Annotated in this window: 22 protein-coding genes and 1 tRNA gene; 9 read left to right on the forward strand and 14 right to left on the reverse strand. The window is 65.7% G+C overall.

The window, feature by feature from the left end; genetic code table 11:
* Positions 1-245: 245 nt before the first annotated feature.
* On the forward strand, positions 246-971 hold the full coding sequence (locus AC5RUK_RS08695; RefSeq protein ID WP_493988921.1) for a class I SAM-dependent methyltransferase: 726 nt from the start codon (positions 246-248) through the stop codon (positions 969-971).
* A 12-nt stretch (positions 972-983) separates the two neighbouring features.
* On the opposite strand, the gene AC5RUK_RS08700 is transcribed toward AC5RUK_RS08695, so the two are convergent.
* A complete protein-coding gene (locus AC5RUK_RS08700; protein ID WP_493988872.1) occupies positions 984-1,307 on the reverse strand; it encodes a DUF2516 family protein in 324 nt (107 codons plus the stop codon).
* Between the two features lie 38 nt (positions 1,308-1,345).
* Positions 1,346-2,512, reverse strand: a complete 1,167-nt coding sequence (locus AC5RUK_RS08705) for a trans-sulfuration enzyme family protein (protein ID WP_493988871.1) — start codon at positions 2,510-2,512, stop codon at positions 1,346-1,348.
* Between the two features lie 82 nt (positions 2,513-2,594).
* Between AC5RUK_RS08705 and tmk the strand changes: the two genes are divergently transcribed.
* The 4 genes from tmk to AC5RUK_RS08725 all read left to right on the forward strand — a co-directional run bounded on the left by tmk (position 2,595) and on the right by AC5RUK_RS08725 (position 6,145).
* Positions 2,595-3,245, forward strand: a complete 651-nt coding sequence (gene tmk, locus AC5RUK_RS08710; protein WP_494151938.1) for a dTMP kinase — start codon at positions 2,595-2,597, stop codon at positions 3,243-3,245.
* Positions 3,242-4,381 (forward strand): DNA polymerase III subunit delta', encoded by a 1,140-nt coding sequence (locus AC5RUK_RS08715; protein WP_493988869.1) that lies wholly within the window; start codon positions 3,242-3,244, stop codon positions 4,379-4,381. Before tmk ends, AC5RUK_RS08715 begins: the two co-directional genes overlap by 4 nt.
* Positions 4,382-4,425: 44 nt before the next feature.
* Entirely contained in the window at positions 4,426-5,982 is a 1,557-nt protein-coding gene (locus tag AC5RUK_RS08720) for an alpha/beta hydrolase (protein WP_494151939.1), read from the forward strand.
* Between the two features lie 90 nt (positions 5,983-6,072).
* Positions 6,073-6,145, forward strand: a tRNA-Thr gene (locus tag AC5RUK_RS08725).
* 164 nt (positions 6,146-6,309) lie between these two features.
* Here the strand turns inward: AC5RUK_RS08725 and AC5RUK_RS08730 are convergent.
* The gene (locus tag AC5RUK_RS08730) at positions 6,310-6,540 is read right to left on the reverse strand and encodes a DsbA family protein (RefSeq protein WP_494151940.1); all 231 of its coding nucleotides are present in this window, start codon (positions 6,538-6,540) and stop codon (positions 6,310-6,312) included.
* Positions 6,541-6,896: 356 nt separating this feature from the next.
* Here AC5RUK_RS08730 and AC5RUK_RS08735 point away from each other — a divergent pair, with 356 nt between their 5' ends.
* Together AC5RUK_RS08735 and AC5RUK_RS08740 are read left to right on the forward strand one after the other, a co-directional pair.
* A complete protein-coding gene (locus AC5RUK_RS08735; RefSeq protein ID WP_494151941.1) occupies positions 6,897-7,262 on the forward strand; it encodes a hypothetical protein in 366 nt (121 codons plus the stop codon).
* A gap of 16 nt (positions 7,263-7,278) precedes the next feature.
* A complete protein-coding gene (locus AC5RUK_RS08740; RefSeq protein WP_494151942.1) occupies positions 7,279-7,530 on the forward strand; it encodes a hypothetical protein in 252 nt (83 codons plus the stop codon).
* 1,087 nt (positions 7,531-8,617) lie between these two features.
* Here AC5RUK_RS08740 and AC5RUK_RS08745 read toward each other — a convergent pair.
* The 3 genes from AC5RUK_RS08745 to AC5RUK_RS08755 all read right to left on the reverse strand — a co-directional run bounded on the left by AC5RUK_RS08745 (position 8,618) and on the right by AC5RUK_RS08755 (position 10,590).
* Positions 8,618-8,893: a recombinase family protein gene (locus AC5RUK_RS08745; RefSeq protein ID WP_494151943.1), complete on the reverse strand. Its 276-nt coding sequence runs from the start codon at positions 8,891-8,893 to the stop codon at positions 8,618-8,620.
* A gap of 91 nt (positions 8,894-8,984) precedes the next feature.
* The gene (locus AC5RUK_RS08750; RefSeq protein ID WP_494151944.1) at positions 8,985-10,031 is read right to left on the reverse strand and encodes a CU044_5270 family protein; all 1,047 of its coding nucleotides are present in this window, start codon (positions 10,029-10,031) and stop codon (positions 8,985-8,987) included.
* Positions 9,997-10,590, reverse strand: coding sequence for an RNA polymerase sigma factor (locus tag AC5RUK_RS08755; protein ID WP_494151945.1), 594 nt, complete (start codon positions 10,588-10,590; stop codon positions 9,997-9,999). Before AC5RUK_RS08755 ends, AC5RUK_RS08750 begins: the two co-directional genes overlap by 35 nt.
* A 650-nt stretch (positions 10,591-11,240) precedes the next feature.
* Between AC5RUK_RS08755 and AC5RUK_RS08760 the strand changes: the two genes are divergently transcribed.
* Positions 11,241-11,795 carry a hypothetical protein gene (locus AC5RUK_RS08760; RefSeq protein WP_494151946.1) on the forward strand — a complete coding sequence of 185 codons (555 nt, stop codon included), beginning with the start codon at positions 11,241-11,243 and terminating at the stop codon, positions 11,793-11,795.
* Between the two features lie 73 nt (positions 11,796-11,868).
* Here AC5RUK_RS08760 and AC5RUK_RS08765 read toward each other — a convergent pair whose 3' ends face one another.
* The 3 genes from AC5RUK_RS08765 to AC5RUK_RS08775 all read right to left on the reverse strand — a co-directional run bounded on the left by AC5RUK_RS08765 (position 11,869) and on the right by AC5RUK_RS08775 (position 13,944).
* Positions 11,869-12,096 carry a hypothetical protein gene (locus tag AC5RUK_RS08765; protein WP_494151947.1) on the reverse strand — a complete coding sequence of 76 codons (228 nt, stop codon included), beginning with the start codon at positions 12,094-12,096 and terminating at the stop codon, positions 11,869-11,871.
* Positions 12,097-12,245: 149 nt separating this feature from the next.
* The gene (locus tag AC5RUK_RS08770; RefSeq protein ID WP_494151948.1) at positions 12,246-12,353 is read right to left on the reverse strand and encodes a helix-turn-helix domain-containing protein; all 108 of its coding nucleotides are present in this window, start codon (positions 12,351-12,353) and stop codon (positions 12,246-12,248) included.
* A 253-nt stretch (positions 12,354-12,606) separates the two neighbouring features.
* The gene (locus AC5RUK_RS08775) at positions 12,607-13,944 is read right to left on the reverse strand and encodes a DUF2254 domain-containing protein (protein WP_494151949.1); all 1,338 of its coding nucleotides are present in this window, start codon (positions 13,942-13,944) and stop codon (positions 12,607-12,609) included.
* Positions 13,945-14,500: 556 nt separating this feature from the next.
* On the opposite strand from AC5RUK_RS08775, the gene AC5RUK_RS08780 reads away from it, so the two are divergent.
* On the forward strand, positions 14,501-15,265 hold the full coding sequence (locus tag AC5RUK_RS08780) for a hypothetical protein (RefSeq protein ID WP_494151950.1): 765 nt from the start codon (positions 14,501-14,503) through the stop codon (positions 15,263-15,265).
* A 373-nt stretch (positions 15,266-15,638) separates the two neighbouring features.
* Here AC5RUK_RS08780 and AC5RUK_RS08785 read toward each other — a convergent pair whose 3' ends face one another.
* The 5 genes from AC5RUK_RS08785 to AC5RUK_RS08805 all read right to left on the reverse strand — a co-directional run bounded on the left by AC5RUK_RS08785 (position 15,639) and on the right by AC5RUK_RS08805 (position 20,358).
* A complete protein-coding gene (locus AC5RUK_RS08785) occupies positions 15,639-16,094 on the reverse strand; it encodes a hypothetical protein (RefSeq protein ID WP_493988864.1) in 456 nt (151 codons plus the stop codon).
* A 5-nt stretch (positions 16,095-16,099) separates the two neighbouring features.
* Positions 16,100-16,738: a bacterial proteasome activator family protein gene (locus AC5RUK_RS08790; RefSeq protein ID WP_493988863.1), complete on the reverse strand. Its 639-nt coding sequence runs from the start codon at positions 16,736-16,738 to the stop codon at positions 16,100-16,102.
* Between the two features lie 53 nt (positions 16,739-16,791).
* Positions 16,792-16,998: a YbdD/YjiX family protein gene (locus AC5RUK_RS08795; RefSeq protein ID WP_493988862.1), complete on the reverse strand. Its 207-nt coding sequence runs from the start codon at positions 16,996-16,998 to the stop codon at positions 16,792-16,794.
* Entirely contained in the window at positions 16,998-19,295 is a 2,298-nt protein-coding gene (locus tag AC5RUK_RS08800; protein ID WP_494151951.1) for a carbon starvation CstA family protein, read from the reverse strand. The genes AC5RUK_RS08795 and AC5RUK_RS08800 overlap by 1 nt, the downstream gene beginning before the upstream one ends.
* A gap of 82 nt (positions 19,296-19,377) precedes the next feature.
* On the reverse strand, positions 19,378-20,358 hold the full coding sequence (locus AC5RUK_RS08805) for an NAD(P)H-quinone oxidoreductase (RefSeq protein WP_494106642.1): 981 nt from the start codon (positions 20,356-20,358) through the stop codon (positions 19,378-19,380).
* Positions 20,359-20,431: the final 73 nt, after the last annotated feature.

Genomic DNA, 20,431 nt, shown 5'->3' on the forward strand with positions numbered 1-20,431 from the left:
CATCCTAGCGGAGCACCGCGTGGCGCCGGCGGCGCCGGCAGGACATTACGCAGCCAAACAGGGGACAGCCCGGAAATTCCTGCGCGTGAGCTTGGGCACACTCGGCCCGAAGCGGCCGGTGCGGGGCCGCCGTGCCCTTATTCTTTTTTCTCGTGCCCCAGACCACCGCGACCGCAACCCGGCCAGTCCGTCGGCCCATCGGCACGGTCACCCGCGGCACCACGAATCCCAATCGGCTGCGCCGCATGGACCGCTGGCTGGCCGGTCCCGCGGTCAGCTGCCTCCGCCGGTCCGCGGACCCGCTGGTCATCGACCTGGGCTACGGGGCGGCGCCAACCACCGCCGTCGAACTCCACCACCGCCTCTCCCGGGTGCGCCTCGATATCGAGGTAATCGGGATCGAAATAGAGCCGGCACGCGTCGCCTCGGCCAAACCGTTGGAGCGGCCGGGCCTGACCTTTCGGCAGGGCGGCTTCGAAATTCCGGTGGCGGGCCGGCGGCCCGCGGTGGTCCGCGCGTTCAATGTGCTGCGGCAGTACCCGGAATCCGAGTATGGCGCGGCGTGGGACACGGTGCGGGGACGGCTGGCGGCGGGCGGGTTGTTCATCGACGGCACCTGCGATGAGATCGGCCGCCGCGCCACGTGGATCGCGGTGGCGCCGGAAGGGCCGCTCTCGCTGAGCATCTCGCTGCGCTTCGGCGCGTTCTCCCGGCCCTCGGACGTGGCCGAGCGGCTGCCCAAGGCGCTGATCCACCACAATGTTCCCGGCGAGCGGGTGCACCGCTACCTGCAGGCGCTGGACCGGGCCTGGGCGGACGCGGCTCCGCTGGCTTCGTTCGGAACCCGGCAGCGCTGGCTGGCCATGTGCCATGCAATGCACGACGCCGGATGGCCGCTTCTCGACGGGCCGTCGCGATGGCGGCTGGGGGAAGTCACCGTGGCGTGGCACGCCGTCGCGCCCGCTCGCTGAGCGACGCCGAGCCTACCAGGGGTAGGCCGACCCGCCGCCCTTGACCTCGATCAGGGCGGGCTTGACGTCCGCCAGGTACACGCCGGCAGCGGCAACGGCGGCCAGCTGGAAAATCATCCACGTGCCCAGGCCGCCCGCGCCCAGCGCAGCCAGGGCACCGACCGCGGTGGAGGCTGCCAGCACGCCGACCCAGAAGCCCTTGGTCTTCTTGAACGCGGCCTGGAAATAGTCGGCCTTGCGGCCCACGCAATCCGCCAGCGCCCATATCTCGATAACCAGGGCGATCAGTCCCAGGACCGTATATAGCCAGTATTGGATGTCGTAGGCGAGTAGCACGGGTTAAGCCTAACCGGTGGGGGTGCGTTTCGGCAGTCTCATACGTCCGCCGCGGCGAGTGCCTGGTCCAAGTCCGCCCAGAGGTCCGCGGGGTTCTCGATTCCCACGGACAGCCGCAGCAGGTTCTCCGGGACGCTCTCGGGTTCGTTGACATGGCGGCGGCGCCGCTCGATCAGCGATTCCACGCCGCCCAGCGAGGTCGCCGGCAGCCACAGCCGGAGCCCGTCAATGACCTTGTCCGCGGCCGCCGCCCCGCCCTTGACCTGAATCGCGATGATGGAGCCGAAGCCGTCCATCTGGGCGGCGGCACGGGCGTGCCCCGGATCTTCCGGCAGGCCCGGGTAACGGACGGCCTCCACGGCCGGGTGCCGCTGCAGTTTCCGGGCCAGCTCGCCGGCGGTGGCCTGGGAGCGCTCCACCCGCAGCGCCATGGTCCGCACCCCGCGCAGTGCCAGCCATGTCTCGAACGGTCCGGCGATGGCGCCGCGCAGCGACCGGTGCACGAGCAGCTTGGAGCGCAGTTCCTCGTCGGACGTCACGAGGGCGCCAAGCACCACGTCGGAGTGGCCGGCCAGGTACTTGGTCACCGAATGCACGACGACGTCGACCCCCGCCGCCAGCGGACGCTGGCCCAGGGGCGTGGAGAAGGTGTTGTCCGCGACCACCAGGGCACCGGCCGCGTGTGCGGCGCGGGCCAGCACCTCCACCTCGGCGATCTCAAGCATCGGGTTGGTCGGGCTTTCCAGCCAGAGCATGTCGGCGCCGCCCAACTGTGCCGTCACGGCAGCGGTGTCCGCGATGTCCACCGTGCGCAACTGCACTTCGCCGCGTGCGGCCAGCTGCTCGGCGATGGCCAGGCTGCCCTGGTAGCTGTGCCGCGGCATCACCAGCACGCCGCCCGGCGGGATCAGCGACAGCGCCGCGGAAACGGCAGCGAGCCCGGACGCGAAGACCAGTCCGGGCCGGGACGCGCCTTCCAACTCGGCCAGGGTCTGTTCGAACGGGTCCCAGGTCGGGTTGGAGTAGCGCCCATAGGCGCGGTCCCCCTGCACCACTTCGCCCCGGCCAAAGAACGTGGAGGACAACACCAGCGGCGGATTGACCGGTGCGTCGTGGTCGCGTGGCGGCCGTCCGGAAGAAACCACAACGGTGTCCGGAGCAAGATGCTCGGCATGCTGGCGGCCGTGGGAGAAGGCGTCGGTCATGACAGCACACTAGTACCGCCGCCATCCACACGCTAACTGTGACCGTCCCGCGTGCACGGGCGATTCCAGCTAGGCTAATCAGGTGAGTTCCGACCGCCAGCCCGCCGCCGCCCGCGGCCTCTTTATCGCATTCGAAGGCGGGGACGGGGCCGGAAAATCAACCCAGGCCGCCGCCGTCGAACAACGCTTGCAGGAGCTGGGCCGGACGGTGCTCCGCACCCGCGAACCCGGCGGCACGCCCGTGGGCGAAAAGCTGCGCGCGCTGGTGCTCGCACACGGCAACGGCGAGATCGATGCCCGCACCGAGGCCCTGATCTTCTCGGCCTCCCGGGCCGCCCACGTCGAACAGGTCATCCGGCCCGCACTGGAGCGCGGCGAGGTAGTGGTTTGCGACCGGTTCATCGACTCCTCGGTGGCGTACCAGGGTGCCGGCCGCGGCCTCGGCCTGGCGGCGGTTCGGGAGCTCAACCTGTGGGCCACGGACCGGCTGCTGCCCGACCTGACCGTGCTGCTGGACGTTGCCCCGCAGCAGGGCCGCGAGCGGCGGACGGCCGGAGATGCCGCCGAGGACCGGCTGGAGTCCGAATCCGACGACTTCCACTCACGGATCCGGGACGCGTTCTTGGAACTGGCCAGCGCTGCCCCGGAGAAGTACCTGGTCCTGGACGCCGCCGCCGGCCGCGAAGAGCTGACCGGGGCCATCATGGCCCGGGTGCGGGAGCTGTTGGCATGAGCGTCTGGTCCGACCTGCCCGGCCAGACCGCGGTGATCGAACAGCTCAGCCGGGCGGCCGCCGCCGAACGCCCCGCGCACGCCTGGCTGTTCACCGGTCCCCCCGGCTCCGGCCGCAGCAACGCCGCCAAGTCCTTCGCCGCTGCGCTGCTGTGCGACCATGCGGATCCGGCCGAACGCGGCTGCGGAGCCTGCCATGCCTGCCGCACCGTGCTGGCCGGTTCCAATGCGGACGCCACCCTCGTGGCTACCGAAAACGTGACGTTCTCCATCCAGGAGATGCGCGACCTTGTCGGCAAGGCACAGGACAAGCCGTCGTCGGGCCGCTGGCGCGTGATCATCATCGAGGACGCGGACCGGATGACCGAGCGCACCACCAACGTGTTGCTCAAGGCCATCGAGGAACCGCCGCCGCGGACCATCTGGATCCTGTGCACCCCCAGCCCGGCGGACGTCCTGGTGACCATCCGCTCGCGGTGCCGCCCGGTGAGCCTGCGCATTCCACCGCCCGACGACGTCGCCGCCCTCCTGATCCGACGGGACGGTGCGGATCCCGAGCTGGCAGGCTTCGCCGCCCGGGTCTCGCAGAGCCACATCGGCGTGGCCCGCCGCCTGGCCACGGACGCCGATGCCCGCCACCGCCGCGACACGATTGTGCGGTTGCCGCTGCGGCTGCGCGGCGTGGCCGATGCCGTCACGGCCGCCGGCGAGCTGGTGGAAATCTCCAATGCCGACGCCGCGGCCGCCTCCGAACAGCGCAACGAGGCCGAGCGCGAAGCGCTGCTGATCGCGCTCGGGGCACCCGAGAAGGGCGCCATGCCGCCGGCCATCCGCAGCCAGCTCAAGCGGCTGGAGGAAGACCAGAAACGCCGCGCCAAGCGCAGTGTCAGCGACTCGCTGGACCGGGTGATGATCGACCTGAGCACGTTCTTCCGCGACGTGCTCACCCTCCAGCTGGGCACCGGCACCGAGCTGGTCAACGAATACCTGCGCCCGGACTTGACCGCGTATGCGGAACGATCCACCCCCGAACAGACGTTGGGCAGGATGGACGCCATTGCCCAGGCCAGGCAGCGCCTGGGCACCAACGTTGCCCCCGTCCTGGCCATGGAAGCCATGGCCGTCAGCCTGCTCTGAGTCCGCCCCGGACCCGCACGCAGCACTATCCAGGAGCCGCCCGCATGCCCCGCACCCGCCCCAGGCACCCCGCTTCCACAGCGCGCCGTTCCGCAGCAGCGGTGCTGGCCGCCGTCGTCCTCCTGCTGGGCTCCGGCTGTTCGGTGATCGCCCCGGAACAGGAGCGCGAGCCCGCGGACCCGGCGCAGGTCACCAACGGCGTGGCCGAAGAACTGATGCCGTTCTACACGCAGGACGTTGACTGGCAGCCGTGCGAGAACGGTTTGGAGTGCGCGGACGTCGACGTGCCGCTGGACTACTCGGATGCCGGCGGCGAACGAATCCAGATTGCCACCATCCGCAGCGACGCCGGCGGTTCGGCGCAGGGGTCGATCCTGGTCAATCCGGGCGGACCCGGCGGTTCCGGCTACGACCTGCTGCGCGACGGCCTCCAGACGATGTTTTCCGAGCAGCTGCGGAGCGAGTACGACCTGGTCGGCTTCGATCCGCGCGGCGTCCAGCGCTCGGCGCCGGTGACCTGCCAGACCGACGCCGAACGCGACGAGGCCCGGCAGGCGGAGTACGACCGCGACTCGGCCGAGGACCTCCAGCGGGCGATCGACGATGCGGCCGAACTCGCCGCCCAGTGCGCGGAGAAGACCGGCGAGGTCCTGGGCCATGTGGACACCGTCAGCGCCGCCAAGGACATGGACATTATCCGGGCCGTCGTCGGCGACGAAAAGCTGAACTACCTGGGCTTCTCCTACGGCACGTTCCTGGGCGCCACCTACGCCGGGCTGTTTCCGGAGCGGACCGGCCGGATGGTGCTGGACGGTGCGCTGGATCCCTCGCTGAGCAACGAACAAATCACGCTGGGCCAGGCGGCCGCCTTCGAGGACACCATCCACGCCTACGCGGAGTCCTGCCTGGAGAAGGACGGCTGCCCGATGAGCGGCAGCGTGGACGACGCCGTGGCCCAGCTGCGCGACCTGATCCGCTCGGTCGAGGAGAGCCCGCTCACCGCATCCGACGGCCGCCTGGTCCCGGTCGGCACCTTTGTCTCCGGCCTGCTGGTGCCGCTGTACGACGACGCCAGCTGGCCGATCCTCACCCAGGCGCTGACCAGCGCGTTCCAGGGCGATCCCAGCACCGTGCTGCTGCTGGCGGACAGCAGCGCCGGACGCGATACCGACGGCCGCTACACCAGCAACAGCACGTTCGCCTTCATGGCGGTCAACTGCCTGGATTACCCGATGGAGACCGACTTGGCCGCCATGCGCGAGGACGCCAAGGAACTGGAGCAGGCCTCCCCCACCCTCGGCCGCTACCTGGCCTACGGCGGGGCGAACTGCAAGCACTGGCCGTACGAGCCGACCGGTGAACGCGCCCCGATCCACGCCGAGGGGGCCGCGCCGATGCTGGTGATCGGCACCACCGGCGACCCGGCCACCCCCTACGAGTGGGCCGAATCGATGGCCGAGGGCCTGGCGTCGGCCACGCTGCTGACCTACGAGGGCGAAGGCCACACGGCGTATGGGCGCGGCAACACCTGCATCCGCGATGCGGTGGACAGCTACTTCGCCGACGGCACGATGCCGGCCGAGGGCACCGTCTGCTCCTGAGCCACCGCGGGCCGGTCGTTTTGACCGGCCCGCCACGGCTCCCATATAGTTGTTCTTCGTGGATTCGGCCCGGAAACGGTGAAGATCCCGGCCTCCTTAGCTCAGTCGGTAGAGCGTTTCACTCGTAATGAAAAGGTCGCCAGTTCGATTCTGGCAGGGGGCTCTACTGAAAACCCCTAGAATACGCGCGATTCTAGGGGTTTTTCATGTCTAGCGCAGGGGGTCGGATTCTCCGGAAATCCCGCTTTGGAGGCCACTTTCTCCAGCTTGATGTCACTTTCTCGTCACCTGACACTGATGTCAGCCCAATGGGTCATGGGGCTACTCCTACATGGCGGTCTCGATGAGCTGTTCGCCGAGGGGGAGGTTTGCTCCGCACGTAGGAAGAACGTTGATGTGCCCTGACACCCCAAGCCCGATGCCGTCGTTCTTGTCCGCTGTAACTCGCGCCGTCGTTGCAGGGTCTTTTACCGCAACGTCGTAGGCTGCCATGTCCAGCCCCATGTCTTCGGCGTATCCGCGAACGTCGCTGCCTTGGCTTCCTGGCTGTGTGATCACTCCGTCTGTGTTTCGAACATGCGGTGGTACATCTCCTCGAACTTTCCCGGCGCACAGCGCCTCCTGCCCCCGTATCTGGTCCTACTCCAGAAGCAGAGAGAGACGGGCGCCAGCCCGTCCCGTTCCTGCGCCGTCTACTAGGAAAGCGTTAGCCGATGCCGCTACTTACGGACCAGCCATCTACCCGGCGGTGGTGGTCGTCCATCTGGACAAGAACGGCGATCGGTCTTGCGTTAGTTCCTGCATACGTGCTCCTCTTACACCGGTTCGCATATCTGTCTGAGAACGCCATCCTGACGGATTCCCAGACGATCGGTGCTGCGGTGGGTGACGTTGCGCTGTGGGGGGCAGCTACGATGACAGGCTTCGGACTGTTCGGGGTCCTGGCCACGCTCTACTTCCGCAACGGACGCGCCGTTGTACCCGCCTGGGCGCTCGTACTATTGATGCTGCTTGTCCTGCCGGCAATCTGGCTCAATGCAGCACTGATGCAAACTGCGATGACTCTTCACGACGCCCCCGTCCACCCATCGGTTGGGACATGGGTGACCCATATGTATCTACCCGTGACGCTACTCGTCACAATCGTGACGCTGGTCCAACGGATGACGCAGCAGCCGGAACATCGGCGGTGGCGTTGGACGGCGTTGACGCTCGGCGTGGGTCCCGTCCTGGCAACCACCATCCTGCAGATAGTCGTGATAGCTGCGGAATTTGGATGACGGGTGCCGACCTTTGTTGGACCGGCAGCAGTCGGGAACCGGGTTACTGACCGACAGCGGCGTCCTGCGTCCTGATCTCGCTTTCGGGCATGCCCATCGCGCGCATTTCCGCCGGCGACACCACGATACTGTTCTCCGCGCCGATCATGTTCCGCTTATCCAGATCGGCGCGCCCACAACCATTCCTGCCGTCAACAGCAAAACAGTGGTCAGTCCGACCGATGATCTCTTCAAGCTGAACCCCCAACATCAGGCCCCGCTGATGTGAGCGGGGCGACTATTATCAACGTCAGACTACGGCAGAGAGCGCTATAAGCTCTTCCAGCAGCCCGTCCTGCTCTATCTCTGGAGGGCGCGCCGCAGCGTGACCGAGTCCAACACTGACTCCGGATACAGAGAAGGACGGGCACGCCAGCCCGTCCCATTCCTGCGCCGGCTCCTCGGCGTTAGAGGAACAGCCGGCCGGCCACTCAAATGGTGGCCGCAGGCGCTCTGCTTGTTTGGGCACGGATTGCCGTGACCAGCCTGCGCTGATGGCCCCGGGAGCGTCCTTCCGGGTGAAGCGTCCGGTAGCGGGTCATACAGGCAAGCCCCCGACTTGGCCCGGTCAGCCCGCTTCCGCCTGCCGGCAAGAGCGCCGACCAAAGACTGACGCCGATGTGGTTCATGCTCGGCGACAAGGCCGCCAAACGCCAGAGGTTAGGACAGATTGCCTACGAATAAAGCAATGCCAAGCCCAATGCAAAACAGTCCGAATAAGACACAGGCGGCGGTCAGAAGTTTCCTTACGCTTTCACCGTGTTTCTTCATGATGCTGAGTTCGACGAGAACCAGCACCTGAAACTTCGCCACGAACCGCCTAAATATGATCAGCCCCAGGCCAACAAAAATTATGAGGATAGCATTTACGATAGCCATTTACTGCCTAACTGCCATTTTCTGTCAGCCATGGACTTCACCGCTAATAGCCTCCGATGCCATCGTTGCGCAAATCTTGGTCGGCCGCACCTCCGTTGCAGCATCATGTCCCGGCAAGTCTGCCTCCCGCCAAGGACCAAATTATGAGCACCAAACCAGCGGCAACGAACACAAGTCCAAAAACAGATGCGTATATGACTTGTAATCGCTCGTATCGTTTCGCATTACGGTCAGGGAAGAGTGCTGAAAAAATTCTCGCAGCGTGTCTAGATAGGAATTTTCGCAATGCCAAGGCAATGACTCCAAGGAGAGAGATCCATACCCCGAAGAGCATTGTGGGTTCCATCGTTCTCCTCTATTAGGATATCTGTGAATACTTAGTGTGCATCAGTGAACATCCGCCTCCCAATCCTCCATACAAGTCTGGGGTGTAATACCTATTCATCTCCGAGGGCACGCCGCAGCGTGACCGACTCCAGCACCGCCTTCACGGTGGATGCGTGCCACGCCTTGCCCGTGGGTGTGGTGATGCCTTCGGAGGTGAGAGCTTCCGCGATCTTCCGAAGGGGTAAACCGCGCTCGCGGGACTGAGACGCTGGAAAAGGTTCAACCCAGCCAGAACCCGTGGTTAGCCGATAGGCCCGAAGACAGGCACGCAGCGCCTCCTGCGCCTGCCTCTCATCCGGCTCCAGATACAGAGAAGGCGGTTTCAACCCGCCATTCCTGCGTCGACTGCTTGCTGTTAGAGGAACTGGCAGCCGGCCACCCGAACAGTGGCCGGCCGCCCCCCGGTTGCGCGGATCCTTACGGTGCTGAATTGACCACGGAGGTCTTGACTGAAGTCCAGCTTGAAACGGTCCCGGCGGGGAAACCGGGGTAGTCCTTCAGCAGTACATCCTGTTCTCCAATCACCAGCCCCGAAGTCGGGTCGATGATGATGTCCGTCCTCGCGACTCCATCGGGAGAGGGGATGCCGATTGCGATGCCGGTCCTGTCGTCGACTGTTGCAGTCTTGTCCCCCACGGTCACGCCGGGGATAAGGGCAGCTGCCTTGTACAGGGCGGCGCGCAGGTCGGCAGGGACGACTCCGGTGCGCAGGCCGTCCGCGATCGTGACAAATGCCCCGTGTTCCGGTGATTTACCGGAACCGTCCGTCCGCTCGTAGATGACGTCCAGCAGAGCCTTAGGATCCCGGGGCAGACTGTCGGCTTCCGCGAGGGGAGTGCCTTTCAGGACTTCTGGCTCGTTTTCGTAGAAGGCTCCTCCTGGTGCACGCAGAGTCCCGACCATCTGGGCCTGCACTTCCGCCGGCCGTGCTTTCGCTAGCTCGACTGCCGCAGCCTTGGCGTCTTCGCTGGAGGACCCAACCGGGACTGGGTCTTCACGATTCCAGACCCACTCCCCCTCCCTGTCTGCCGGAACATAAACCTGCCCGCCGGTCATCTCCTGCCAGGAAATATCACTTCCATCGGCGGCTTGCTGGCCTCCCCATGTGATGGATGTCGTTTCGATTTTCAGGTACTGGCCGGGTCCCACCACCGGGTCGGAGGTCCGAATGGTTGCTGCCGCTGCATCGTTCAGCACCTCGGCAGCCTCGGCGGTTGCCCCGCCGTGGATGCCAGGGGCAAGGGCGTCGGCGGCCACAAAGGCTCCAACGAGCAGGGCGGCAGCTGCTGAGCCGAGGGCAACACGCCGCGATAGGCTCCGGGATCGCGGAGCATCGGACCTGATCGGTTGACCCTTGTCGACGCCTATGTCCTTCATCAGTTTGTTCCGCCCCCGTGCCAGTGTGGCTTGCGGCGCCGAGCCGACCTCGCTACGCATTGCGCGCAGCAGCGTTAATTCGTCCATGATCGTTCTCCGTTTCTTCAAGTTGTTCCGGCAGGGCGTCGCGCAGCGTCTTGCGTGCGCGGTTCAGACGGGAGCGCACGGTCCCTACAGGGACGTCCATCGCATCGGCAATGCCTTCGTACGTCAGGTCAGCCCAGGCATAGAGCAGCAAGGTCTCCCGGTCGATGGCCGGCATGCGTTTCAGGATCAGCGCAATGCGGCCTGTGGCGACCGTGGCGTCGACCTGCGCGGAAATGCGGTCGGCGCTGTCGTCCGTTGCTTCCCGGGCGGCGGACTTTGCCAGGACTTTCAGTGTCCGGGCCTCGGCACGGTGGTGCCGGCGCAGGAGGTTCGTTGCGATGCCAAACAGCCAAGGCCGCGCATCTTCTCTGGCGTGATCGAAGGTATCCAGCCGTTCGAACGCGACCAGGAAAGTTTCCGATGTGACATCATCGGCCACGAAGTCTCCGGCGCGTCTGGCGGCATACCTGTAAATGATTGACGCGTGTCTGTCGTACAGCTCCCCAAAATCTGCGGGGCTGTCCCGAGACCGCCTGATGATGTCGCTGTCTGTGTTCACACTATGTATTGCCCGCTGGCCGAAAGAGGGTTCACGGACCCTCCCCTTCTTCCCGCCCAAAGGATCTCCATCGAAGCGTACCGGCGGTGGACCAGCCCCTATAGCTGGCACGCGGCAGGGGGACCGGCTCCAACGCTGCCTTTACGGTGGATGCCTGCCACGCCCTGCCCGTAGCAGTCTGGATGCCTTCCGCTGTCAGAGCTTAAACGTCTTCCGGAGGACAGACCGCGCTCGCGGTCGGCGTGGATGCGCAGCATGACCTCCTCCGGCAGGACGGCAGTCCTGCCCATGCCTTCCCCTTGGGCTGGTTTCTCTTAGGAGCTACAGGTTGCCACAGTCCGCAGGCAGGCCGCGCACCTTCAGCGGAGCGGACATGGGCTAAGCCGCTATCTACCGATCCCAGCGTGGGGCCTGCACGGCAAGCCGAAGGGGAAGCGCCTTGGCTGCCAACGTGACGCAACCTGGAACCCCCTGACGCGCAGAGGCTTTATATGCGCCCATGTGACGTTGCGCCGGCGCAGTCGCTAACCTCACCAAGTCCCCTACAACCGGCATCATATGTGCGCCCGCCGGCGCTCACATCAGACGGCCATCCAACTGCATCCGCTCCTGCTGAAGTAGAATCGGACGGACTTAGAAGGGGATTCCATTTGGCTGTCGCATTCAGGAAGTATGTTCGGATCAGTCCCGTAGATCCGGCTGAGATAGCAGCAATCCGCCTTGAGAGGGAACTGCCAAAGTTGTTCCCAGGTGGAGATTCTTTCCACGAGTGGAAGCGTGGCGGATACGGCGAATGGTGTCTTAAAGACAGCTCTGGCAGCGAGACCAAGGGCAGGTCGGTACGTGGTGTCTTCCAGGAATTTAGGGATCAGCATCTCGAGCCACACACGCGCTACGGATATAAGCGCGGAGATGCGGGCGTGTTTGGTGAAACGTCCTTTACTGTCTATATCTATTTCCTGATCGACGATGGAGCCCTGAGCCTCCGGATTAGCGGGAAGGACCGGATAACCGTTGATGGGGTCAAAGCCATCTGTGAACGGATCAAGGCTGAGCCTGAGGCACCGTCGACGGAAGACTTCTCTATCGCCCCCCGCGAAAAGCCTTCGTGGTGGTCGCGCATGATGACAGATCATGTGCCCGCATTGGTGATTGTAATCTTTGGTGCTGTCGTGGCGGCTGTGATCGTCAGTTGGATTACCTGATCCGAACGTCCCCACTATTTTTGCAAGCCGAAAGGACGGGCAGAAGCCCGTCCTTTTCTATTCCCCTGCAGAGTCAAGCTAGATGCTGCGAAGCTCCGTAATCTTGGTAGCCCACCAAGGCGCCGATCATTTCCCGACCAGTGCCCACTGAGCAGAGCGCGAAGCCGTCGCGCTGTTCATTCAGCTTCCCCGGCATCATCGCCAGCACTCCAACAACGAGTTCCAGCCATTCATCCAAGGATGCCGTGATTTCGCCGCTGCCCTGATTTTCTTCTGCAACTGCGTCTCCCCGGTGGGTCACAGTGCGCTTATTAGTTTGTTCGGATTATGCCATCGTGTGATTCATGTCCCTTGCGGTACCTGCCGAAGTGTCGCCCCTTCAGGACAGCACCAGCGTCTCATTGCAACCTGCGATCGCCTCAAGACTGTCCCCTCCGCCGAACTTCAGTCCTACGCCCTCGCCTTGAGTTCGTTTATCCGGCGGTAGAGCGTCGCTCTACCCATGCCCATGTTTCGGGCCACTTGGACTGCTGACTCTCCAGCGTCGACTAGCCGCATGGCGTGCCGGAAGAAGTCTTGACGAGCATTGCCCCGACCGTTTCGCTGCGACCGGGCGGGTGTTCCTGGCCGGTTCGCTGCTGGCGGGATGGGCGCTCTCCGCTGTTGCGGCACCCACGGGCACGCTGGCCGTGGCAGTGCTGACGGCTCCTGGCCGGTTTCGTACTGCTTGAACGTTTTCAAGGAAGAACTGCCCTCCAGCGGGGGTTCCAGGTTCGGCTGGTTCAGCGCAGGCCTGGCCTGCTGGCGCTCGTCACGGTTCTGGAGGCATGACGGGCGGGGCTGCTGCGTCGGTGACCGCCCGGAGGAGCTGCCGGCGTTCCGTTTGGGTGTAGGTGCCGGCTTCGATGGCTTCGCGTATCTGAGCAAGCTGCTCGCGGATAGCCGACCGGTACCGGCCTTCCTGGTCGCACCATGAGACTTCCTTGAGCAGTTCCACGATCCGTTGGGCCACGGCCGGATCCTTTATCCCGTACAGCCTCGGCTGCCCCACCGCCAGGTTTAGGAGGTCTTCGAACGACGGCAGCGCTAACTCCACCCGGACCCTACCGCTATCATCGGTGAGCCTTCGAGGAGAAAGGTTCCGGGCAGCCAGTCGGCACAGCAGCGCAGACAGATGGCCCAGAGCGTGCACTGCGGTGGTGGGATCATTGATGCCCGGCGAGAGCGCGCGGGCGGCCACGTCGACGAGCTGGCGGAAACCGAAGCCGACGTCTTGGACGCTGGTGCGTTCGAAACCGGTGGTGACGGCAGCATTAACCTGCTGCAGCAGCCGCTCAGTGGCCTCGGCAGTGAGCTTCTTGGCCGGCTCCAGCGGCCATGCCCTCGCGAGCGGGACGCCCTCAATCAGGGAACTGCCGGGTGGGCAGTCTATTCTGAGTACTGCGCCGGCGGCCGTTGCGGCCGCTACCAAGGCTGCTTCGTCCACGGCTGTGAGAAAACCTGAGGACACGGCTCGAACGTGCACGGGTGAGCCTTCCATCCCCGGGTGCGGTGGCCGATCACGACGGTCCTCGGGGAAAACTCGGTCCAAGGTCGCCCTGGTCTCGGAGTGCACTGTCCGCATCATGGTTTCGACCCGGATTTCGCGTGTGAGATGCGCCAGGAAAAGCACCAGGGCCAAGACGCTGGCGACGGCCAGGACGAAGGCTACGGTAACGGAAATATCGGGGACGAAGGAACCGCTCTCCTGCCCTCCTGTCCTGACGCTTCTGAGCACAGTGAGGGCGAAGACGAACGTGGCCAGAAACAGGGCCAAGGTCGCGTGGACGAAGCGGTCACGGGTGAAGGTGCGCAGCAAGCGAGGTGAAAACTGGCTGCTGGCCAGCTGGAGCGTGACGACGGTGAGTGAAAACGTCAGCGACGTGACCGTGATCAGAGATCCCGCAATCGTCTCCAACAACGACCGTGCCGCTTCGGGACCGCCCCCAAACAGCAGCCCGGCCACGGACCGCGGCATGTCATCGTCTAGGGCCGCGTCCATAACGGGGAGCGCCACCCCCAAGCCCACGGCAGCGCCAACAGACAGAGCGGGCAGCGGCCAGAGCTGCGTGCGGTAGGCGTCCCACACCTGCAGCGCCCGCTGACCCACGGGTCTTACCCGTCACCCGGTGAGGTGAGGACCCATGTGCCCCTGCACCGAGTATGCGGACCCGGCGCACCGAGCCAAGAGCCTAGGGTCTTCGGCCCCAAAAGCAGTCCCGGAATGACCATGGATTCCCCCCTCAGCGAGTCGGCCCTCGCATCGTACTGCATCGCTTCCTGTCTGACACGCCGGCTGAGACTGACAAGAAAGCAATCGCCCGGCTACGGAAACAGCGCCTATCTGAACCGCGCCCCCGGTGGGCGCACTGTGCGAGGATCGTACATGATGTGGTGCTGGACAGGTCATGGATACAACGCCGTCGGGCCGGCAGGGACAATGGGTAAGGGTCGCGGAAGCGGTTCCGGTCGCGGCAGGGCAAAGCGGACGGCGCCCCCTGTTCCGTGGCTTGAGCGGCTCGTTGGCATCCTGACCGTATGGTTCGTTTTCTGTTACAGGTGGGGCCGAAGCCCCGGCTGTAACCGCCCCCGGGGTGGCAGGACGGCCGGCGCAGGCACCGGACACCTTGCCGGTTTCCTAGCCGCCGCCAAGGAGGGCCGGGGCCGTGGGTGAAGAACGTCAGCCCAAGCCCCGGAGTGAACAGCTCGGCCGTGCCGAAGCGCTGGCCGCGCGGCTCGACCGGCCTATGGGCATTCTGGGCGTGTTATTCCTGTTCATCGTGCTGGCCCAGCTACTGGCGACTGACCCGGTACTGCTTGCGGTCCTGGGCACGGCGGGATGGCTTTTCTGGGCGGTCTTCGTGGCCGAGTTTCTCCTGCGGGCGTTCGTTGCAGGCTTTCAGTGGAGTTTTTGGAAACGCAACTGGTGGCAGGTCATCTTTCTGCTGGTTCCTTTCCTGCGCTTCTTCCGGGCACTGCAGGCTTTGCGGATCTGGCGCGTGGCACGGTTGTCCCGTGTTGGCGGAATCCTTTCCGCCGGTGTGCGCGGTTCACGCTCGGCCGGGCGCTTGCTGTCAAACCGGATCGGGTGGCTGGCTGCGGTCACTGCGGTCGTCGTCCTGGTATCCAGCCAGCTCCTTTACATCAGCGGCTCCTACGGCAGCTACGCCGACGCGCTGCACGACGCGGCGATGTCGACAATCACCGGCACCCGCTTGGGTGCTGATGATGCCTTTGCCCGCCTGCTGCAGGTTTTTCTGGCCATCTACTCGGTCGCCGTTTTTGCGACACTCGCCGGCTCCGTCGGCGCCTACTTCCTGCGCGGCGATAATGAACCCCGGAACGGGCGGGAACAAACCGGAGTGACCGGCGATCCCCAACGCCTTGACGGCCCTGGTACCCCCACCGGCCCAGATACGGGAAATAATTGACGCCGCCGAGCCGATAGCTGCGTGAAAATCAGCGACCAGCCTCTCGCGGTTTCGTCATGTTGCTAAAGTGAGATCGTTACCCGCCATAGGGGCACGGGGGCGATTAAGAGCGGGGTCATGCCGCAGCGAGGGTGCGGGGGCACAATTCCCAGGTGCGGACCGGAACAGAAAACGCGATGTCTTTCTCCGCGGAGGGGCCATGGGCAGATTCACCCGGAAGTCGGGGCCACATCCATGGGTCGTGATCGGGGCAGCTCTCCTGTTGATCCTCATCGGCTTCGGGACTTACCTCTGGATTCACTACTTCGCTCCCATTGTGGACCAGCTGTACCCGGGACTGTGAGCAGAGGCCGACCCACAGCGCCGGCGCCGGTCAGTGCTTCAGGCCGGCCAGCACGCGCTCGGCATCGGCCAGGTCCGAGAGAACGACGGCGGCGCGGCGGCGCACGTTCTCGACGCCGGCTTCGTAGCCTTGGCTGCCGCCGAGCCTGACCATCGCGGCGGCCTGGGCGGCCGCCGCCAGGGAGTTGCCGGCCCTGGAGAGGCTGCGGTGGACATCTGACAGGGCACCGCCGGGGATGTCCAACCCGTCGGTGGGATGCAGCGACTGGGCGGTCGTGCAGCAGGTGCGCACCCGGGGCAGGAGGCCGGCGAGCTGGTCGGCTATCGGCAGCAGCTCGCCGTAAAGGCCGTCGTCCTCCACGCCCTCGAGGACCTGGTGGTAACGCTCCAGGGCACGCCGGAAGCGGTCGTGCGCGCGGCGCCAAATTCCCTTGCCGAGTTCCTTATCCTCCCGGCGGGCCTGCCGGGCAGCACCGAAGAGCGCCACCGGTCCTACAGGTACTGTCCGGGCCCGGTGTGCCGTTCGCCGCCCTGCACCGAGCCGGCATTCTCCCCCTCGGCTCCGGTGGCCCGGCGCGGTTCTCCGTCGTCGCCAATCACGACGCCGGGCGCGATCATGGTGCCGGGCGGCAGCTGGCGCATTTGCATGCGGGCCGCCATCTGCTGGTTGAGGGCCTGCTGCGCCGCGATCGCGGTCTGGATGCCGTGGAAGAGGCCTTCCAGCCAGCCGACCAGCTGCGCCTGGGCGATGCGCAGCTCGGCGTCCGACGGCGTGGAGTTGTCGGTGAACGGCAGGTTGATCCGGTGCAGTTCCTCGATCAGCTCAGGTGCCAGCCCGTCCTCAAGCTCCTTGACGGACCGCTCGTGGATTTCGGCCAGGCGGACGCGGGCGGCGTCGTCGAGCGGGGCGCTGCGCACTTCCTCGAGCAGTTGGCGGACCATGGTGCCGATCCGCATGACCTTGGCCGGTTCATCGACCAGATCGGCCAGCGCGGAATTGCCGCGGCCGGATCGCCGCGCAGCGGGACCGGGCTCCGGGTTCACGGGCTCTCCGGCGGCCGGGCTGTGGCCGCTGGGCAGCGCGGGGAGGATGACCGGTTCTGCGGGCTGCGGCGTCTGCTCTTCGCTCATGTTTTCATCTTGCCAGAGACGACCAGCGGGCGCAGATCATATCCAGCCCCCGGTCAGCAGCAGCGTCCCTGCGGGTTGTTCTCCTGCCGGTCCGTTTTGTCCCGCCAGAACTCGCGCTCGCTCATCGGCTCCGTGCCGGGATGTGCCCGCCGGTGGTGCCGAAGATAGTCCTGGTAGGCATGCTCGCCCATGACGCCTTGGAAGTACCAGGCGAACCTCTGCCAGCCGCTGCGGGCCCGGGGCCAGATGACGCCGGACATCAGTGGCCCGCCTTGGCGCGCCCGGTGTCCGCTGGCAGTTCGTTCCATTGCCTTTCCAGTTCCTTCTCCGGCCGGGTGGCCAGGAGACCGGACGGCGCGTAGATGGAGGAGACGACCGCCGGGTCCTCGTGCGAGGGTTCTCCGCCCAGCCGCCAGGACTTGTAAGTGGCGATGAGGGCGGTGGCGATGACGATGATGGTCAGCACCACGAACACGATGGACAGCGTGCCCTGCACCGCGGTGTTGCGGACCACCGCCTCCATTTCTGCCACCGAGGCGGCGTTCCCCAGGCTCGTTTCGCCGGCCGCCAGGGCCTCGCGGTGGGCGATGTGGTTGGCCCAGTAGCCCACCTTCACATCCGAGCTGAAGATCTTCAGGATCGAGGCCCAGATGGTGATGACGGCGGCGAAGGCCAGCGGCAGCCCGATGATCCACAGATACTTGAACGCCCCGCGCTTGGCCGCGATGGCCAGGCAGACCGCGAGCGCGATGGCCGCCAGCAGTTGGTTGGCGATGCCGAAGAGCGGGAAGAACGTGTTGATGCCGCCCAGCGGATCGGTGACGCCCAGGATCAGGATGTATCCCCAGCCCGCCACCATAATGGCCGTGCAGATCCAGACGCCGGGACGCCAGGACATGTTCTTGAACTTCGGCAGGACGTTGCCGACGGTGTCCTGCAGCATGAAGCGGGCCACGCGGGTACCGGCGTCGACCGCGGTGAGGATGAACAGCGCCTCGAACATGATGGCGAAGTGGTACCAAAAGCCCATCATCCCGATGCCGCCGATCAGTCCCTGCATGATGTGTGCCAGGCCGACGGCGAGGGTGGGCGCGCCGCCGGTGCGCGATACCACCGATTCCTCGCCGACGTTGCTGGCCAGGTCGGTGAGCATGTCCGGTGTCAGGTTGACGCCGGCCAGGCCCAGGCCGTTGACGAAGGCCACCGCGCCTTCCACAGTGCCGCCGGTGGCCGCTGCCGAAGCGTTCATCGCGAAGTAGATACCGCGGTCGATCGAGATGGCCGCGACCAGCGCCATGATGGCCACGAAGGACTCCATCAGCATTCCGCCGTAGCCGATGAAGCGGGTCTGCTTCTCCTTCTGCACCATCTTCGGCGTGGTTCCCGAGGAGATCAGCGCGTGGAATCCCGAGAGTGCGCCGCAGGCAATGGTCACGAAGAGGAAGGGAAACAGCGACCCTGCCACCACGGGTGCGTCTTCACGGCCGGCGAACTCGCTGAACGCCGGCACGTTGATCTCCGGGCGCACCAGCACGATGGCCAGCGCCAGCATCAGGATGGTGCCGATCTTCATGAACGTGGAGAGGTAGTCGCGCGGGGCCAGCAGCAGCCACACCGGCAGTACCGCCGCGATGAAGCCGTAGATGATGATGCCCCAGGCGATGGTGGTCCTGTCCAGCGTGAAGACCGCCGCGCCCCACTCGGTGTCCGCGATCATACCGCCGCCGATGATGGCGGCGATCAGCAGCACGAAGCCGATGAGGGAGACCTCGCTGACCTTGCCCGGCCGGAGGAAACGCACGTAGATGCCCATGAAGATGGCGATGGGGATGGTCATCGCCACCGAGAAGACGCCCCATGGCGATTCGCCCAGGGCGTTCACCACGACCAGGGCCAGGATCGCCACGATGATGATCATGATGGTCAGCGTGGCGATCAGGGCCGCCGTGCCGCCGATGACACCGAGTTCCTCGCGGGCCATCTGGCCCAGCGAACGGCCGCCCCGGCGCATGGAGAAGAACAGCACCAGGTAGTCCTGGACCGCACCGGCCAGGATCACGCCGACGATGATCCACAGGGTGCCCGGCAGGTAGCCCATCTGCGCCGCAAGGATGGGTCCGACCAGCGGGCCGGCGCCCGCAATGGCGGCGAAGTGGTGCCCGTAGAGCACGCGGCGGTCCGTCGCGACAAAGTCTTTACCGTCCGCGTTGTACTCCGCCGGCGTCGCCCTCAGGTCGTTGGGGCGGGTGAGCTTGTTCTCGATGAACTTGGAGTAGAACCGGTAGGCGATGAAATACGTGCAGACGGCCGCGAAGACGAACCAGATCGCGTTAATGGTTTCTCCCCGCGAAAAGGCAAGGATGCTCCAACTAACGGCCCCCAGCAGGGCGATGGCCACCCAGATCACGATCTTGGTCGGGGTCCACCTCCGGGCATCGGCCTCCGCGGCCGGATCCAGCGCTACCGGCGGCAGGGTCGGATCCTGCACCAGCACGTCGGATGTGGGACCATTCCTCCCGGATTGCCCGGGCCGGGGTCCGCTGAAATTCCCGCTCATGATGCTCCCCTCATCGAAGGCCGATCGTTTGTACGCAGCACCGTAGCAGCGACGCCCGTGGGAGGGAACGGTAAAGCCGGTTTCAGGAGGCAGTGAGCAGGATCTTGCCCGTGTGTTCGCCTGAATCGAAGTACTCGTGGGCCGCCGCCGCCTCCGACAGCGGGAACGTGCGGTGCACCTGGGGTTTGACGTCGCCGGAGACGACCAGCGGCCAGACATGCTCGGCGACCGCCCGCACGATGGCAGCTTTCTCCTCCGCCGGCCTCGCCCGCAGGGTGGTGCCGATGACCGCCCCGCGTTTGGCCATCAACTGGCCAAGGTTCAGCTCGGCCTTGGCCCCGCCCAGCAGCCCGATCACCACCAGCCGCCCGGAGGTGGCGAGCGCGTCCACGTTCCGCTGCAGGTACTTGGCGCCCACTACGTCCAGGATGACGTCGGCGCCCCGGCCTCCGGTGGCGTCCTTAATCCGCTCCACGAAGTCTTCCTCGCGGTAGTTGATCAGCACCTCGGCACCCAGGGCACGCGCGACGTCGAGCTTCTCCTGGCTGCCGGCGGTCACCGCGGGAATCGCGCCGAAAGCGGCAACCAGCTGTACGGCCATGGTGCCGATGCCGCCGGCGCCGCCGTGGATCAGCACCGTTTCCCCGGCCTGCACGCCCGCGGTCATGAAGAGATTGGAAAAGACGGTGGCCGCCACTTCCGGCAGGGCCGCGGCCGTCACCACGTCGGTCCCCCGCGGGACCGGCAGCACCTGGCCTGCCGGAACCACCACCTGCTCGGCGTAGCCACCGCCGGCCAGGAGGGCGCACACTTCGTCGCCCACCCGTAGGCCGCCGACGCCTGCACCGACCGCGGCTACCCGGCCCGATACTTCCAAGCCCGGGATCTCGGATGCGCCCGGCGGCGGCGGATAGACGCCGAGCCGCTGCTGGACGTCGGCGCGGTTCACGCCTGCGGCAGCTACGTCGATGACCACCTCGCCCTCGGCCGGTTGCGGGGCTTCGGTGTCCCGCACGCTCATGACCTCGGGTCCGCCTGCTCCGTCGTAGAAAACCGCCTTCATACCAGCCTTTCGCCTTGTCCGGACATCAAAACCCCCGGTGCTGCGCGCTTTGCCCGGGTAGACCCCTCCGTGT

This window comes from Arthrobacter sp. Y3223065, from assembly GCF_059090885.1.